At 72.6% G+C, this 16323-nt stretch carries 17 protein-coding genes; 11 read left to right on the forward strand and 6 right to left on the reverse strand.

The window, feature by feature from the left end; translation table 11 throughout:
• Positions 1 to 64: 64 nt before the first annotated feature.
• Both ABZ948_RS04605 and ABZ948_RS04610 read right to left on the reverse strand, forming a co-directional pair.
• On the reverse strand, positions 65 to 802 hold the full coding sequence (locus ABZ948_RS04605; protein ID WP_359757210.1) for a class I SAM-dependent methyltransferase: 738 nt from the start codon (positions 800 to 802) through the stop codon (positions 65 to 67).
• A gap of 48 nt (positions 803 to 850) precedes the next feature.
• Positions 851 to 1765, reverse strand: a complete 915-nt coding sequence (locus tag ABZ948_RS04610) for an SCO2400 family protein (RefSeq protein WP_359757212.1) — start codon at positions 1763 to 1765, stop codon at positions 851 to 853.
• Between the two features lie 363 nt (positions 1766 to 2128).
• Here ABZ948_RS04610 and ABZ948_RS04615 point away from each other — a divergent pair, with 363 nt between their 5' ends.
• Together ABZ948_RS04615 and ABZ948_RS04620 are read left to right on the forward strand one after the other, a co-directional pair.
• Positions 2129 to 2578 carry a spore-associated protein gene (locus tag ABZ948_RS04615; RefSeq protein ID WP_359757214.1) on the forward strand — a complete coding sequence of 150 codons (450 nt, stop codon included), beginning with the start codon at positions 2129 to 2131 and terminating at the stop codon, positions 2576 to 2578.
• Positions 2579 to 2750: 172 nt separating this feature from the next.
• On the forward strand, positions 2751 to 3614 hold the full coding sequence (locus ABZ948_RS04620) for a DUF1963 domain-containing protein (RefSeq protein ID WP_359757215.1): 864 nt from the start codon (positions 2751 to 2753) through the stop codon (positions 3612 to 3614).
• Between the two features lie 7 nt (positions 3615 to 3621).
• Here the strand turns inward: ABZ948_RS04620 and ABZ948_RS04625 are convergent, their stop codons facing one another.
• From ABZ948_RS04625 to ABZ948_RS04635, 3 genes are all read right to left on the reverse strand, one after another.
• Positions 3622 to 4188, reverse strand: a complete 567-nt coding sequence (locus tag ABZ948_RS04625; protein WP_359757217.1) for a TetR/AcrR family transcriptional regulator — start codon at positions 4186 to 4188, stop codon at positions 3622 to 3624.
• 84 nt (positions 4189 to 4272) lie between these two features.
• Positions 4273 to 5661, reverse strand: coding sequence for an amidase (locus ABZ948_RS04630; RefSeq protein WP_359757219.1), 1389 nt, complete (start codon positions 5659 to 5661; stop codon positions 4273 to 4275).
• Positions 5648 to 5857 carry a hypothetical protein gene (locus ABZ948_RS04635; protein ID WP_359757221.1) on the reverse strand — a complete coding sequence of 70 codons (210 nt, stop codon included), beginning with the start codon at positions 5855 to 5857 and terminating at the stop codon, positions 5648 to 5650. The genes ABZ948_RS04630 and ABZ948_RS04635 overlap by 14 nt, the downstream gene beginning before the upstream one ends.
• A 201-nt stretch (positions 5858 to 6058) precedes the next feature.
• Between ABZ948_RS04635 and ABZ948_RS04640 the strand changes: the two genes are divergently transcribed.
• The 7 genes from ABZ948_RS04640 (at position 6059) to ABZ948_RS04670 (ending at position 12532) form a co-directional block, all read left to right on the forward strand.
• Entirely contained in the window at positions 6059 to 6985 is a 927-nt protein-coding gene (locus tag ABZ948_RS04640) for an MBL fold metallo-hydrolase (RefSeq protein WP_359757223.1), read from the forward strand.
• Between the two features lie 162 nt (positions 6986 to 7147).
• Positions 7148 to 8377: an acyl-CoA dehydrogenase family protein gene (locus ABZ948_RS04645; RefSeq protein WP_359757225.1), complete on the forward strand. Its 1230-nt coding sequence runs from the start codon at positions 7148 to 7150 to the stop codon at positions 8375 to 8377.
• Between the two features lie 57 nt (positions 8378 to 8434).
• Positions 8435 to 8893: an RrF2 family transcriptional regulator gene (locus ABZ948_RS04650; protein ID WP_359757227.1), complete on the forward strand. Its 459-nt coding sequence runs from the start codon at positions 8435 to 8437 to the stop codon at positions 8891 to 8893.
• A gap of 137 nt (positions 8894 to 9030) precedes the next feature.
• Positions 9031 to 9132 (forward strand): putative leader peptide, encoded by a 102-nt coding sequence (locus tag ABZ948_RS04655; RefSeq protein ID WP_359757229.1) that lies wholly within the window; start codon positions 9031 to 9033, stop codon positions 9130 to 9132.
• Between the two features lie 255 nt (positions 9133 to 9387).
• Positions 9388 to 10494 carry an aliphatic sulfonate ABC transporter substrate-binding protein gene (locus tag ABZ948_RS04660; RefSeq protein WP_359757231.1) on the forward strand — a complete coding sequence of 369 codons (1107 nt, stop codon included), beginning with the start codon at positions 9388 to 9390 and terminating at the stop codon, positions 10492 to 10494.
• Positions 10495 to 10715: 221 nt separating this feature from the next.
• Positions 10716 to 11684 (forward strand): ABC transporter ATP-binding protein, encoded by a 969-nt coding sequence (locus tag ABZ948_RS04665; protein WP_359757233.1) that lies wholly within the window; start codon positions 10716 to 10718, stop codon positions 11682 to 11684.
• Entirely contained in the window at positions 11681 to 12532 is an 852-nt protein-coding gene (locus tag ABZ948_RS04670) for an ABC transporter permease (RefSeq protein WP_359757235.1), read from the forward strand. Before ABZ948_RS04665 ends, ABZ948_RS04670 begins: the two co-directional genes overlap by 4 nt.
• Before the next feature lie 134 nt (positions 12533 to 12666).
• Here the strand turns inward: ABZ948_RS04670 and ABZ948_RS04675 are convergent, their stop codons facing one another.
• The gene (locus tag ABZ948_RS04675; RefSeq protein ID WP_359757237.1) at positions 12667 to 13350 is read right to left on the reverse strand and encodes a TetR/AcrR family transcriptional regulator; all 684 of its coding nucleotides are present in this window, start codon (positions 13348 to 13350) and stop codon (positions 12667 to 12669) included.
• Between the two features lie 299 nt (positions 13351 to 13649).
• Between ABZ948_RS04675 and ABZ948_RS04680 the strand changes: the two genes are divergently transcribed.
• A complete protein-coding gene (locus ABZ948_RS04680; protein WP_359757239.1) occupies positions 13650 to 14972 on the forward strand; it encodes a UDP-glucose dehydrogenase family protein in 1323 nt (440 codons plus the stop codon).
• A 102-nt stretch (positions 14973 to 15074) separates the two neighbouring features.
• The gene (locus tag ABZ948_RS04685; protein ID WP_359757241.1) at positions 15075 to 16283 is read left to right on the forward strand and encodes a glycosyltransferase; all 1209 of its coding nucleotides are present in this window, start codon (positions 15075 to 15077) and stop codon (positions 16281 to 16283) included.
• Positions 16284 to 16323: the final 40 nt, after the last annotated feature.

The raw sequence follows: 16323 nt of genomic DNA on the forward strand, positions 1-16323 counted from the left end.
CCCCGATTTGGTCGCGAGGATTGTACGGTCGGATTCCGCTTGCCGCGGAGCCGGTCGGGCCGTGTCAGCGGGCGTTTTCCGGACGCCGTGCGATGAACACGTACTCCCGGCCGGGACGGTCGGGTGCGTCGCGCACATCGTCCACCGTGTAGCCTTGGTCGACGAGTTCGGCCTCGGTCTCCTCGCGCTCGCGGAAGCGCAGCGTCGAGTCGGAGGTCAGCACCTGGCCGTCCGCGGTGAACACGTAGGTCCACCGGAACGTCACCAGCGGCCCGCTCACGTCGAGCAGATCGGCCCAGGACTCGACACCGCCGGCGCCGGGGACGTCCGTCACGGTGTACGTGTCCTCGCGGGTCCACCGCTCCCAGGCGCGGCGGGCCGGCACCCGGGTCTCGAACACCAGGCGGCCGCCGGGCCGCAGCGCCTCGCGGGCCCCGCCCAGGGTGCGGCGCCAGTCCTCGGGGTCGACGATCGCCTGGGCGACGTTGCCCGTCATCGTCGCGAGGTCGGCGGCGAGCGGCGGGAGCGCCGTGGCGTCGCCGTGGATCCACCGCACCCGCTCGGCGCCCGGCTTGCCGCGTGCCACGTCCAGGGACGCCCGGGCCGGATCGACCCCGACGACCTGGACGCCGCGTTCGGCGAGGAGCAGCGCGAAGACGCCTGTTCCGCAGCCGATGTCGAGCACCCGGCGCGCCCCGAACTCCTCGGCCATCCGCAGATAGGGGCCGAGATCGCCGCGGTCGGGGTCGAGCGGGTCGTAGACCGCGGCGAGCCGCGGATGCCGGAAGCACTCGTCAGCCATGCGCCCGACGCTACGGAGGGCGGGTGCGGGCGGCCACCGGTTTTCGGCTCAGCCGAGGCAGATGACGAGGAGGCAGAGTTCCTTCGACTGCGGGTCGGAGTCAGAGCTCGCGGGCGGCTGGGTGCTCGTCGTGGGCGGGGGTGTCGCCGGGGCCGCGGGCTGCTGCGTGTCCGGCTGGGTCTCGGCGGCCGGCGGTGTCGTCGGCTCGGTGGCCTTCGAGGCGGACGAGCCGGCGGTGCCGGTGACCGTGTCGGTGGTGCTCGGGGCGGTGCTCCGCCGCTGCGGGGTCGTCAGCGGCAGCTCGCGCGGTGTGGCGGCCGCGTCCGTGCGCGTGTCCGTCGGTGTGGTGCGGGGGTCGGCCGTGCGGGTCTGCTGGTGGCGCGAGGCGCGGCCGGAGTGCGGTGGCGTGGTGGGCGAGGAGCGCGGGGTGTCGTACTGCTCGGACGTCGGCTCCGTGAACGTCGGGGCCTCTCCCTTGGTGCCGCCCATGGTCGTGTCCTCCGGCGCGGTGGCCGCGCGGACGCCGGGCGTCGCGTTCCCGTTCAGCGCGGCGACGGTCAGGCCGCCTCCGACGAGCGCGACGGCGGTGGCCACCACGGCCCGGCGCTGGTTCTTCTTCCAGCGGGCCATCTGACGGCGGCGCGCCGCACGTCCCTGGGGCCGTTCCTCGTAGTCCGCGGCGGTGCCGGTGCCCGGGGAGTCGTAGGCGTCGGGCGATCCGGCGCCATGGGTCTCCGGCGTGCCGGTACGGGTCGTCTCGTCCCACACGGTGCCGTCGTGCCACGTGCCGGTGGCGGCCGGGTGGTCCCATGCGGCCGGTGCGGCGTGGGCCGCGGCGGTCGCGAGGGCCGGGCCGGTACCGCCGTCGGCGGCGGAGGGGTCGATGTCCGGGGCGTAGGCGCCGCACCCCGGGCAGACCAAGGCGCCGTTGAGGTGCCGACGGCACGAGGAGCAGTAGTCCATGTGTGGTCTTCCCGATCTGGCTGTGCCGGCGGCTCGCCGGCCGCGGCCTGGTCACGTTCGCACGTGGGATCGAGCCGTAACGCTAACGAGACTTTGGAGGGGCGGTGTGCAGCCTGTGTGTCACCCCTGCGCAGATCCTCTGGATCTCACGTGAGCCATGGGTGACTCGATGAGTAAAGGCGGCGGAGCCTGGGCACGCTCGGGCACCACCCCGGACACGGGCGGCTCCTCCGCCCGATGCGGGCTCCGGCTCCCCCCTGTCAACTCGCCTGATTTTCACGGGAATCGACGCACAACCCTTTGGGTGCGCCGCGGGTCACACCTTGTAGGAGCAACCACCTCGAAGAGTTGCAAGGGGGAAATATGAGATTCGCCCGTTCCGTCCTGGCCGCGTCCGCCGTGGCGGCGCTGTCGGTGGGGACCATGACCGCTCTGGCGTCGCCGGCCTCCGCGGCGCCCAACACCACGCCGCAGAAGGTCTGCGGCAGCGGCTACAAGACGGTCAATTCCGCGAACGTCGGCTCACTGGGGACCGTTTACCTGACCTACAACGCCTCCAACGGCCAGAACTGCGTCGCGACCATCCGCAACAACCCGGGCACGGCGGTCAACATGTCCGCCTGGATCTACGTCCCGGACACCGATGAGAGCCACTACGACGAGGGCCTCTTCACGTCGTACGCCGGACCGACCTACGTCTACGGCAAGGGCCACTGCGTGGACTGGGGCGGCAGCATCGCCAACACGTACGTCCAGGTGTACGGCTCCAACTGCGGCTCCCTGAAGGAGCACCGGGTCACCTTCACCCGCTGACCCCCCTCCAGCCGGGCCACCACACTCCCCCGCCGCGCTCTCGCGGGGGCCGTGGTGGCCCGGTCTCCGTCGTGGGCCGCCCGGCGGAGCGCGTCGGTCCGGCATCCGCGGTGACGGCCGCGGGAAACCGAGCAGGGGCATCGATGTCAGTGCCGGGCCCTACCTTTGCCGTGTGACTTCTCAAGAGCTGCGTGAGCGACTGGCCCGTTTCCGCGACGAAGCGGTCCAACTGGACATCCCGGCCGACGAGGTCGACCGGTGGATCGACATGGTGCGGCCCTGCGCGGTCCTGTCGACGCGCGACGACGGCCCGGTCGCCGCCCGGTTCGGCGGCCCCGTGCTGCTGCCGGCCGGTACCCCGCACCCTCCCTTCCCCCACGTCGCCTCCATCGACCTCGCGGCGCTTGCGCAGGCCTCGACCGACCTGCCCCTGCCGGGCGACGGCCGCCTGCTCCTCTTCTCCTGGCCACGCGACAGAGGTGACCTCACCAACCACGGCGCCGTCGTGCATGTCCCCGTCGGGGCGCCGACGGAGGAACACGACCCGTACGCCTGGGACCCGAGCGGCATCCCCGAGGAGCGGGAGGTGGCCGATGCCTTCCCGCGGGGCGAGCTGCGGGCGCGGACCGAGCCGTCGCTGCCGTACCACTACGAGGTCGAACTGCCCGACGGCGACCTGGAGCCGCTACCCGGCTTCCCCCACGCCGAGGAACTGGCCGAGGAGTGGGAGACGGCGTGCCGCTACCTCGACCTCCGGGGCCCTTTGCAGATAGGCGGGTACGCCGACGAGGAGATGGTCCATCTCGATCCGCTGGCGGACCTGGTGCGCTGCGCGGTCGAGCAGGCGTCGACGGGCGGCTGGGGCGGTGGGGAACCGGTGTCCGAGAACGTCGAGGACTGGGTGCTGCTCGCGAGCTGGAGCCCCGACCTCGGTGATGTGGCGGCCGGATCCAGTGTCCACTGGGCGATCCAGCGCAAGGACCTGGAGGCCGGACGCTTCGACCGGACGTTCACCGACGTGTACTGGAACCCCTGAGCCGGCGTCACTGATCGGTCGTCGCGACCAGCCCGGCCACCAACTGACGCGCGTACGCGGTGTCGAGCCCCTCAGGGCGGAAGAGGATGCGGTACATCATGGGGGCGACGACGCGGTCGAGGACCGTCTCGACGTCGGGTGCGGTCTCCGCGCGGCCGGCCGCTCGGTCGAGGATGACCTCGATCTGCTCGGCCGCGTACGCCGAGCACTGGCCGGCATTGCTGCCGTCCGGGTCGCCGAGCAGGGCGTCGCGGACGTAGGCGCGGCCGGTGGGGGCGGACATCTCCTCGAGGAACTGCTCCGCCCAGGCCTCGAGATCGGACCTCAGGCTCCCCTGGTCCCGCGGCGCCGACTCGGGCCGCAGGCGCTCGACCGCCACGTCCGACAGGAGCTCCTGCAAGTCGCCCCAGCGGCGGTAGATGGTGGACGGGGTGACTCCGGCACGGGTGGCGACCAGAGGGACGGTCAGCGCTTCCCGGCCCACCTCCGCCTCGAGTTCGCGCACGGCGGCGTGCACCGACGCCTGCACCCTGGCGCTGCGGCCACCGGGACGCACCATTGTCTTGCGGCTCATGGAGCCAGCTTAAAGCGAATATGTCGCTTCAAGTGCCCGCCCCCGGCCCCGGTCGGCGCGGCCGGGGGCCGCACAGCCGGTTCGTCACACGGCCGCCGGCCGGCGTGCGGGCCGGGTCTTCTCGTAGGCATGGCCGACCCGCAGCAGCACCGGCTCGCCGAAGGGGCGGCCCAGCAGCTGCATGCCGATGGGCAGGCCTGCCGTGTCGTGGCCGACCGGGACGGACAGCGAGGGCACCCCGGTGATGTTGGCGGGGGCCGAGAGGCGCACATAGGCGTCCGCGACTCCCTCGACGGTGCCGTCCGGCCAGGTGATCGTCTCGTCGCCGGCCTTCACCGCCGTGGCCGGGACCGTCGGGGCGGCGATCACGTCGACCTCTTCCAGCAGGCGCCCCCAGGCCCGCTGCATGAGCGTGCGCGAGCGCTGGGCACGCAGATAATCCCCGGCCGGCATCAGCGCGCCGGCTTCGAGAAGGACACGCACGTCGGCCTGGTACAGCTCGGGGACGGTGCGCAGGGTGTGCTCGTGGTAGGCGGTGGCCTCCGGCACCATCAGGCCCCACTGGGTGGCCTGGATGTAGCGCGTCATGGGGATCTCGACCTCGACGAGCCGCGCGCCGAGGCTCTCCAGCTCGGCTGTGGCGCGCCGGACGGCGGACTCCACCTCCGGGGCGACGTGGTCGAAGTAGTAGGTGCGCGGCACGCCGATGCGCAGTCCCGTCAGTTCCGTTGCGTCGCCCGGCCGGTAGGCCGGGCCGGAGGCGGCCACGGAGGCGGGGTCGCGGGGGTCGTGGCCGGCCAGGGCGGTCAGGACCAGGGCCGCGTCCTCGACGGTGCGGGTGATCGGGCCGACGTGGTCCAGCGACCAGGACAGTGACGTGACGCCGTGGCGGGAGACGAGGCCGTAGGTCGGCTTGAGACCCACGACACCGTTGAGCGCGGACGGCACCCGGATCGATCCGCCGGTGTCGGTGCCCAGCGCGAAGGTCGCGGCGCCCGCGGCGACGGCGACGGCGGACCCGCCGCTGGAGCCGCCGGCGACCCGGTCCCGGTTCCAGGCGTTGGCGGTCTGCGGGGTGGTCAGACCGTAGGCGAATTCATGGGTGTGCGTCTTTCCGACCAGGACCGAGCCGGCCGCGGACAGACGGGCGGCGACCGTGCTGTCGCTCTGCGCACGGTGGTCCGCACGGACCCGGGAGCTGGCCGTGGTGGCCTCGCCGGCGACATCGATCAGGTCCTTCAGCGCCATCGGGATGCCGTGCAGCGGGCCGTGCAGGCGGCCGGCCGCGACATCGCGCTCGGCCTCGCGTGCCGCCCGGCGGGCCTGCTCCGCGGTGACGGTGACATAGGCCTCCAGACGCGGATCGACCTTCTCGACGCGGTCGAGGACCGAGTCCACCAGCTCGACGGGGGACAGCGTCCGTGCCCGGATCGCGTCGGCGGCTCGGGCGAGGGACAGTTCATACGGCCGCATGGTTCTGCTCCTCTCCGGCGCGGTAGGCGGCGGCAGGCGGGGTGTCTGTGAAGTCCAGCTCCCGCAGGACCGCGACGACGGAGTGGATGTGGTCGGCCGTGGCGGCCACCGCGGCGTGCCGGCCGGCCGGCATCGGGATTCCGGCACGGTCGGCCCAGCGGGCCGCCTCCTGTGGCGTGAGTCCGGCAGCGGACATGAAGGTTCTCCCCTGATCGGGCGGGGGCGACGGAGCACCCCGGCGTCAAAAGCTAAGTTTTTGCTTTAACCGACACTAGGACCCTACGATGCCTTAAAGCAAACTGTTTGCTTTTACAGGCCACCGGGCCGTCAGGTCCGCCACGCCCCTGAGCCCGCGCCTTGGCCGACCACCGCCGAAGAAGGAAGGAGCCGACAGACCATGAACACTCCACCGGCCGTCGAGACCACAGCCACCCCCTCCTGGACCGTGGGCGCTGTCACCGTCCACCGCATCGACGAGGTCCGTCTGCCGCCCGCGACCGGACGCTGGCTGCTGCCGGACGCCACCACGGACCTGGTCGGCCGGCAGGACTGGCTGCACCCCGACTTCGCCGGCCACGACGGCGTCCTGCACCTCGACAGCCACAGCTTCGCCCTCACCGTCGGCGGGCTGCGCATCCTCGTCGACACCGGCATCGGCAACGGCAAGGAGCGGGCGAATCCCGCGTGGCACGACCTGCGGACCGACTTCCTCGAGCGCCTGACCGCCGCCGGCTTCCCCCCGGACTCCGTCGACCTGGTGATCCTCACCCACCTGCATGCCGACCACGTCGGCTGGAACACGCGGAAGGTGAACGGCGAGTGGGTCCCCGCCTTCCCCCACGCTCGCTACCTCACCTCCCGCGTCGAGCGGCAGTTCTGGGCCACGTACGACATGGAGGAGGCGCGCGGGCAGATGTTCCGCGACTCCGTGATCCCGGTCGAGGAGGCGGGGCTGCTCGACCTCGTCGACATCCCGGCCGAGGGGGCCGAGGTCGCCCCGGGCCTGCGCCTGCTGCCCACGCCCGGTCACACCCCCGGCCATATCGCCGTCGAGCTGACCAGCGAGGGCGAGACGGCGCTGATCACCGGCGACTGCATCCATCACCCGGTCCAGCTCGCCCATCCGGCCATCGGCGCGTGCGTCGACATCGACCCGGAGCAGTCCGAGGCCTCGCGTCGCAAGCTGCTCGCTTCCCTCGCCGACACGGACACCCTGGTCCTCGGCACCCACTTCGCGCCGCCCACCGCCGGCCGTGTGATCACCCACGAGAGCGCCTACCGGCTCACGCCCGTCCCCGCCGCCCCGCGGACCGTCGCGCAGTGACCCGGTGGCCGGTCCGGCCCGTACTCTTCCCACTTTTCCTATCGAATTACTAGGGAAGCCTTGACGGCGTCCGACGGGGGTGCCCAGGATGATGTACATGCCAGGGACATCTCCGTGACCGCGGCACTCCCTCCCTGCCACCGACCTTGAGGAGCCCACGCCATGGGCGTTGCCACCGCGCCGTCCGGCCCCACCGCGGAATCCGGCCTGCCCGGGGCCGGCCGTGCGCACTGGCTGCGCGTGGCCCGCGAGGCGGCGGACGACCTGGCCACGGACGCGGTGACCAGGGAGCGGGCGGGCAAGGCCCCCTTCGACGAGGTGTCCCGGCTGCGCGAGGCGGGACTGCTGACGCTGCTGACACCGGCCGAGTCGGGGGGCGGCGGCTCGGACTGGGCCACGGCCTACGCCGTCGTACGGGAGCTCGGCGCGGCCGACGGCGCGATCGGTCAGCTGCTCGGCTGCCACTACTTCACGTCGTGGAGCGCCGGGCTCTTCGCGGAACCCGCCGCGGCCGCGCGGATCGAGCAGCGGTCGGCGGCCGAACAGTGGTGCTGGGGAGCCGGGTTGGCTCCTCAGGAGCCGCCGCTGACGCTCGCCAGGAAGGCCGGCGGGCGAGTGCTCGACGGCCGGCAGAGCTACGCCACCGGCGTCCTGGTCGCCGACCGCCTCGCCGTGCGGGCCGTGCGGGCCGACACCGGCGAACCCGTCGCCGTCGTCGTGGATCCCGCGCGTGACGGCGTACGGATCGATGGCGACGCCGACCCCTTCGGCCAGCGGCTCGCGGGCGGCGCGAGCGTGGAGTTCGACGCCGTGCCGGTCACCGCCGAGGACGTGCTCGGCCCCCTGCCCGTGGACGAGGACACGCTGTCGCCGCCGGCCGCTCTCGCCGCCCCGGTCGGGCGGCTCGTCTCCGTGCAGCTCCTCCTCGGCATGGCCGAGGGAGTGCTCGCCGAGGCCCGCGAGTACAGCAGGGCGGGCCACACCCCGTGGCACCCCGCGTGGCCGGTCGGCACGCCCCACGACCCCCAGGTGATGACCGCCTACGGGGAACTCACCGTCCTCACCCGCTCCGCGGCCGCACTCGCCGATCAGGCGCTGGCGGCCGTGCAGGACGGACTCGACCGCGGCGAGGACCTCGCCCACGACACGTACGCGGAGATCTCCGTCCTCGTCGCCATGGCCGAAGCCGCCGCCTCCAGGGCCGCGCAGGAGTGCACCACGCGCGCCCTCGACGTCGTCGGCACCCGCTGCACCTCCGCGCGGCTGGGCTTCGACCGCTTCTGGCGCAACGCCCGGACCCACACCCTCTACGAACCCGTCGCCCCCCGGCTCCGCGAGGTCGGCGACTACTACCTCAACGGCGCCCACCCGCCCTTCGGCCTGCCCGCCTGAGCCGGCGTGCCCGCACCGGCGGCGGGGGGCGCCGGGGCCCTACGCGATAATGGACGCATGCGGATCTCAGCCAGGGCGGACTACGCGGTACGTGCCGCGCTGCAGCTCGCCGCGTCCCGGGACGACCTGCCACTGAAGGCCGAGGCCATCGCCGACGCCCAGGACATCCCGCACAAGTTCCTGGAGAGCATCCTCAACGACATGCGCCGGGGCGGTCTCATCCTCAGCCAGCGCGGCGGCAACGGCGGCTACCGGCTGGCCAAGCCCGCGGAGTCCATCAGCATCGCCGACGTCATCCGCGTCGTGGACGGGCCGCTGGTGTCGGTCCGCGGGGTCCGCCCGCCGGACCTGTCGTACACCGGCCCCGCCCAGTCGCTGCTCCCGCTGTGGATCGCGCTGCGGTCCAACGTGCGCGAGATCCTGGAGGGCGTGTCCCTCGCCGATGTCGCGTCGGCCCAACTCCCCGCGGAGGTCTCGGCGTTGACCGACGCGCCGGGGGCCTGGACCAACCCCTGACGCGCCGGGATGCCGACACACGTCCCACCTGACGAGATCATCTCGTCCACTATGTGAAAGCCCTCTTGGGGCCGGCGCGCCCTTCTGTCACGATCCCTATCAGCCAGGTAGGAAAACTAGGGAACCAGGAGGTGGCCATGGCAACGCACCACCGCGCGGGCCGGTCGTTCCTCCTGCTGACCTCGCGCCGCCACATCGACCTCGGCCGGACGTCCAGCGCCATCTGTCGACGCGCCTGAGACCGCCCGCCGAGTCCCGCGCCGAGGCCGCCCGCCGAGTCCCGAACTGAGACCGCCCGCCGAGTCCCGCGCTCCGGGCGGCGGCACCTGCCGCGCCTCCTCCTCCCCCCACACCGCACACCTCCGCTCCCGAACCCCGCGGCGGCGTTCCCGCCGCCGGGTGCCGGCGAGCGGAGCAACGGCGCGTGCCCGCGGGCCTCACGCCCGCACGCGCCGCTCCTCACCGATCCACCGTCTCCCCGAGAGGACACCTCCGTGTCTGCCGCCAGACCGCTCACCGCCCTGCGCACCCTCGCCGTCACCGCCGCGCTCCCGCTGCTGCTCACCGCCTGCGGATACGGCTCCCAGTCCACCGACGACGGCAAGCAGAGCCAGGTCGCGGCGGGCGCGAAGAAGCTCTCCGCCGACGAGGTGAAGATCGGCTACTTCCCCAACCTCACCCACGCCACCGCGCTCGTCGGCGTCCAGGAGGGCCTCCTGCAGAAGGAGCTCGGCGGCACGACGATCAAGCCCTCGACGTTCAACGCCGGGCCCTCCGAGATCGAGGCGCTGAACGCCGGCTCCATCGACATCGGCTGGATCGGTCCCTCCCCCGCCATCAACGGCTACACCAAGTCGAACGGCAGGAACCTGCGCATCATCGGCGGTTCCACCTCGGGCGGCGTGAAGCTCGTCGTCAACCCGGACCGGATCAAGTCCCTCCAGGACGTCAAGGGCAAGAAGATCGCCACGCCGCAGCACGGCAACACCCAGGACGTCGCGTTCCTCAACTGGGTGAAGGACCAGGGGTGGAAGGTCGACGCCGCGAGCGGCCGGGGCGACGTCTCCGTCGTCCGCACGGACAACAAGGTCACCCCGGACGCCTACAAGTCCGGCTCCATCGACGGCGCGTGGGTGCCCGAGCCGACCGCGTCGAAGCTGGTCTCCGAGGGCGGCAAGGTGCTGCTCGACGAGTCGACGCTGTGGCCCGACAAGAAGTTCGTGATCACGAACATCATCGTGCGGCAGGAGTTCCTGAAGCAGCATCCGGACGTGGTCGAGGCCGTGCTGCGCGGTTCGGTGCGGACCAACGCGTGGATCAACGCCCACCCCGACCGGGCGAAGGCCTCCGCGAACAAGGCCCTGGAGACCCTGTCCGGGAAGGCGCTGCCCGCCGACGTCCTGGACCCGGCCTGGAAGTCCATCACCTTCCTCGACGACCCGCTCGCCTCCACCCTCCGCACCGAGGCGGACCACGCGGTCAAGGCCGGGCTGCTGGAGAAGCCCGACCTGAAGGGCATCTACGATCTCGCACCGCTCAACAAGGTGCTCAGGGCCGAGGGCAAGGAGGAGGTCGACGACGCCGGTCTCGGCACCGAGTGACGACGCGCCCGGCCCGGCCTTGAGCCGGGCCGGTCCGGTCCGGTGCAACCGCAGAGGCACCGGCACCGTTCGGTAATGTGTTCGCCCGGAGAGGGCCCGAACGACCGCTGCCGGCGGCAACGGCAGCCGCAGCCGTCGACGACGTCCCCTGACCCCGGACATCGGCACGGTCTCCGGCCCCGATCCACAGGACGGAACACGAGACGGACGGGGGAACGCCGATGACGACCGGTCACGCGTTACCGGGAACCGGCGGCCGGCCGCCGGAGGACGACACGGTCATCGCCGTACACGACCTGCGGATGCGCTACCGCAGCCAGGACGTGCTGAAGGGAGTCGGCTTCACCGCCCGCCGGGGCGAGGTCCTGGTGCTGCTCGGCCCGAACGGCGCCGGCAAGACGACCACGATCGAGATCCTGGAAGGCTTCCGGATGCGCTCCGACGGCGACGTGAGCGTCCTCGGCACGGATCCGGCTCGCGGGGACGAGCGGTGGCGTGCGCGCCTGGGCGTCGTGCTGCAGTCCTGGCGGGATCACGGCAAGTGGCGGGTACGGGAGTTGCTGGCCCATCTCGGCTCCTACTACGTGCCGTACTCCACCGGCCTCATACGGCGCCCGTGGGACGTCGACGAACTCCTCGCCGCAGTGGGGCTGACCGAGCAGGCGGACAAGCGGATCGGGACCCTGTCCGGCGGCCAGCGCAGGCGCTTCGACGTGGCCGTCGGCATCGTGGGCAGGCCCGAGCTGCTGTTCCTGGACGAGCCGACGGCCGGCCTGGACCCGGAGGCGCGGAACGAGTTCCACGGCCTGGTCCGCGGACTCGCCGACGAGAACACCACCGTCCTGATGACCACGCACGACCTCGCCGAGGCGGAGCGGCTCGCCCACCGGATCCTCATCCTGGCCGGGGGCCGGATCGTGGCCGACGGGCCGGCCGAGGAACTGTCCCGGCGGGCGTCGGCCGAGGCCACCGTGCGCTGGACGCGGGACGGGCGGCGCTACGAGGAGTCGACGGCCGAGCCCACCCGGTTCGTCCGACGGCTGTTCGAGGAGCACGGCGAGGCGATCGGCGGGCTGGAGGTGCGCCGGGCGAGCCTGGAGGACACCTATCTGACCATGGTGCGGGAGCTGGAGACGGGAAGCGTTCCCGAGGAGCGGGCGGCGCAGGCTTTCGAGGGGGGAGCGCGATGAGTCCGGTGTGGTACGCGGCCGGAGCAGGGGTGCGGCGCGGCTGGACGGAACTCCGGCACACCTTCACCACCGGCCAGGACGTGTTCGGTTACGTGCTCTGGACGGTCCTGCTCCTCGTTCCGCTGTTCCTGGCCGGGGACGACCGGCTGAAGGGCACCGACATCTCGACCGGCGCGTTCCTGCTGCCGAGCATGCTGGGCATGACGCTGGCGTTCACCGGGATGATGACCACGGCGCAACTGCTCGCGACCGAGCGGGAGGACGGCACGCTGCTGCGGGCCAAAGCCGTGCCCCACGGCATGGTCGGCCACCTCGTCGGGAAGATCGTCATGGTGTCGGGTACGGCCGTGGCCTCCATGGCACTCCCCTTCGCCTTCGGTGTGTTCCTCGTGGACGGGGTCGCCCGGCAGGGCGGCGGAGCCTTGCTGACGCTGGTGTGGGCGGTCCCGCTGGGCCTGCTCGCCACCCTGCCGGTGGGCGCCGTCATCGGCTCACTCGTCGACAGCCCGCGCACGGTCGGGCTGCTGATGCTTCCGGTGATGGGACTCGTCGCGATCTCCGGGATCTACTTCCCGCTGTCGAAGCTGCCCGAGTGGCTGCAGACCGTCGGGCAGGTCTTCCCGGTGTACTGGCTCGGGCTCGCACTGCGCTCCGCGTTGCTGCCGGCCGACGCGGTCGCCGCCGAGATCGGCGCCTCTTGGCGGCACCTGGAGACGGCGGGCGTGCTGGGCGCCTGGACGGTCGCCGGGCTGCTCCTGGCACCGTCGGTCCTGCGCAGGATGGCCCGCCGCGAGTCCGGCGCGGCGATGGCGGAGCGGCACCGGAAGGCGATGCAGCGGGTCGGTTAGCAGGACGCCCACCTGGCGATCGGGCCGGTCACCGTGTGCGGGTTCCTGGTCTCCTTCGCCCTGTCCCACGCCTGACCGAAGTCCCGTACGGCCGCCGGGCCCGGCGGCCGTGCCGGGGGCGTGCCGGGGGGGCGTCAACTGCCGCCGACGGCGTCTTCCTCTCCCCCGGACCCGGGTGTCCCGTCGTCCTGTGCCGGTGACGTTGCCGGTGCCGGTGCCGGGCCCAGCAGGACCTCGATGCCCGCCCGCAGATAGCGCTCCAGCGTGGCGTCCGGCGTCGAGACGAGGGCGGGTGGGCGGATCTCCGTGCGCATCAGGCTCGTGCCGAGCATCCAGGCCGCGAGGAGTTCCGCCCGCAGGTCGGCGTCGGGGCCGTCGAGGCGGGCGGCCAGGCGACGGGAGAAGATCTCCGTGAAGTCCGCCCGCAACCGTGCCACCGCCTCGTCCCGGCCGGAGGACCGCAGCACGGAGAGCACCGGATGCGGGAAGTCACCCTCGTTCGGCGGCCCCATGAGCAGCGCGCAGAACCAGTCGGGTATCGCCTCGACCGGCTCGTCCAACAGCGGCTCGAATATCCTGCCGGCCCCGGACACGTCGTTGAACAGCGCTTCTTTCGAGCCGAAGTAGCGGTAGACGAGGGCCGCGTCCACCCCCACGTCGCCCGCGATGTCGCGCACGCTGGTGCCCTCGTAGCCGTACTTGCCGAAGCGGAAGGCCGCGGCGGCCCGCAGCGCCGTACGCGTCGCCGAGGCCGAGCGTTTGTGGGCGGGCCGGCGGGCCGCCGCCTCTGCCGCCTCGCCGTTGTGTACTCCGGTCACGTGCCGCACCTCCTGGTCCACGGCCCTTCGGCCGTCCGCCCATGTTCCAGTCTGCGGCGACTGTCTCAAAGTCACCGACCGTTGTCATCAAACGTTGACTTGTCTTCTCGGCGCATGCGATACCTGACTCCGGTCAACGCTTGATGACTTGAGTCCTCGCTGTGCCTCGCTGTGCCCGGGCCGTACGACGGAGTCGGCCCTTCCAGGTCCGCCCGCACGTCGTGGCCGAGCGCGCTCCCGCGCGCCCTTCGGCCGTCGCACACGGGCATCCCCCCACCGACCGGAAAAGGTGATCTTCTGTGCCTGCTCGACGCGTCGCCGTGATCGGCACCGGCTACGTCGGACTGACAACCGGCGCCTGTCTGGCCTCCCTCGGGCACTCCGTGGTGTGCGCGGACGCCGACCCGCACAAGGTCGAGCGCCTGCGCGAGGCCCGGGTGGACATCCTCGAGCCCGGCCTGCCCGAAACCGTCCGGGACGCCCTGGACGCGGCCCTGCTCGACTTCACCGGCGACACCGCGGCCGCCGTCGCCGAGACCGAGGTCGTGTTCCTGTGCCTGCCCACGCCCATGGGGGCGGGCGGCGCTGCCGATCTCGCCGCCGTGGAGGCCGTCGCCGCGCAGATCCGCGAGGTGCTGCCACCCGGCTGTGTCGTCGTCAACAAGTCGACCGTGCCGGTCGGGACGAGCGAGCGCGTCGCCGCGCTGCTCGGCCGGGACGACGTGGCCGTGGTGAGCAACCCGGAGTTCCTGCGCGAGGGCCGCGCCGTGCAGGACTTCCTGCACCCCGACCGGATCGTCATCGGCGCCGCCGACCGGGAGGCCGCCCGGCGCGTCGCCGACCTGTACGCCGGGCTGGACGCCCCGCTGGTGCTCACCGACCCGGCGAGCGCCGAACTGACCAAGTACGCGGCGAACTTCTTCCTCGCGATGAAGCTGTCCTTCGCCAACAACCTGGCCACCGTCTGCGAGCGCTTCGGCGCCGACATCGACGACGTCACCGAGGGCATCGGCCGGGACCCGCGCATCGGCTCCGCGTTCCTGCGGCCCGGTCCCGGCTGGGGCGGCTCCTGTCTGCCCAAGGACACCCACGCCCTGCTGACCTTGTGCGAACTGGCCGGGGTCGACTTCCCCCTGCTGCGCGCCACCATCGAGACCAACGTCAGCCACCAGCGGCAGCTCGTCGACCGGGTCGCCGCCTCGTGCGGAAGCGGCGCGGACGGATCGCTGCGCAGCGTACGACTCGCCCTGTACGGCCTGACCTTCAAGGCCGGCACCTCCGATCTGCGCGACTCCCCCGCGCTCTCCGTCGCCCGGCTGCTGCGCGAGCGCGGGGCCGAACTCACGGCGTACGACCCGGCGTTGCGCGAGGAGCGGCCCGACCTGAGCGATCTGCTCGACCTCGTCGACGACCCGGTGCGGGCGGCGGAGGGGGCGGCGGCCTGTCTGGTCCTCACCGAGTGGCCGGAGCTGCGCGACCTCGACTGGGCGGCGATCGCCGCGCGCATGTCCGGCCGGGAGGTCCACGACTTCCGCAACCTGCTGGACGCGGACCGGCTGGCGCGGGCCGGGCTGAGCCGGCACGGCATCGGGCACGCGGAGAGCCCGGCGCGTGTGGCGTGACACCGGCCCACGTGGCGTGACACCGGCACGCGTGGCGTGACACCGGTGCGGGTCCCCGATCACCCCTCCCCCGAAGAAGATTCCAAGAGAGAGGCCCATCCCATGCGGGTTCTGTGCACCACGCTCGGCAGTCCCTCCCACGGGCGTGCCCAACTGCCCCTGCTGCGCGCCCTGGCCGGGGCCGGGCACCAGGTGCTGGTGGTCACCACCGAAGCGCTCGTCCCCGTCTTCCGGGACGACGACGTACAAGTGAGGGCCGCTTTACCGGAGTTCGACCCGCTCGCCGCGGTGGGGCCGTACCTCGCCGAGCTCCGGGGCACGGCCGATCTGACGGAGCCGACGGACGTGCTGGCCCGGCTGCTGATGCGCCACGTGGCCGGGCCCGGAGTCAAGCCGCACCTGGACATCCTGCTGCCCATCGCCCGGGACTTCCGGCCCGACGTGGTCCTGCGGGACGGCATGGACATGGGCGCGGTGCTCACCGCCGAACTGCTCGGCGTGCCGCAGTTGCCGACGCCGTCCGGGTTCAGCAACATCCTGGACCCCGCCGAGGTGCTGCCGCAGCTGAACGAGCGGCGCGCGGAGCTGGGGCTGCCCGTGGTGGACGACCCGCTGTCGGTCGCCCCGCACGGCCGCGTCGACTACGTGCCGCCCCCCTTCTCCTTCGCCCGTCACCTGCCCGAGGCGTGGTCCTACCGGCAGACGGTGGACGTCGAGCGCGGCCGGGCGCTGCCGGAGTGGGCCGCCGGACTGCCCACGGACCGGCCGCTGGTGTACGCCGCGATCGGCACCGCCCTGCCGAAGATCCGTGAGCGCACGGCGGACGACGAAACGTCCCTGCCCGTGAAGCTGCCGGACCCCACCGAGAGCCTGCGCGCCATCGTGGGGGCGGCGGCCGAGCTGGACGACTGCACGGTGATCGTGTCGACCTCCGGTGTACCGGTGGACACCGATGGACTGCCCGGGCACGTGCGGGTCACCGAGCGGGTGCCGCAGCCGCTGCTGCTGGAGTCGGTCGACCTGTTCGTCACCCACGGCGGCTTCAACAGCATCCGGGAGGCCATGCGCACCGGCACGCCGCTGGCGGTCCTGCCGCACTTCGGGGACCAGCCCGCCAACGCGGAGCGCGTGGAGGAGCTGGGCCTGGGCCGGCACATCACGAACCGCAGCGCGAGCGGCATCGCCGACGTGTGCCGCAAACTCCTCGCCGATCCCGAGCCCCGGGCGCGGGCCCGGTCGGCCCAGCTGGCGATGCTGACCCTGCCGGAGATAGGGCAGGCGGTCGGCGACCTGGCCGGCCTCGCCGGCTAGCCGCCTCGCCGCGGGCGCGGAGCGTACCGGGGTTCCCGGG

The organism is Streptomyces olindensis, from assembly GCF_040645895.1.
GTDB classification, from domain to species: domain Bacteria; phylum Actinomycetota; class Actinomycetes; order Streptomycetales; family Streptomycetaceae; genus Streptomyces; species Streptomyces olindensis.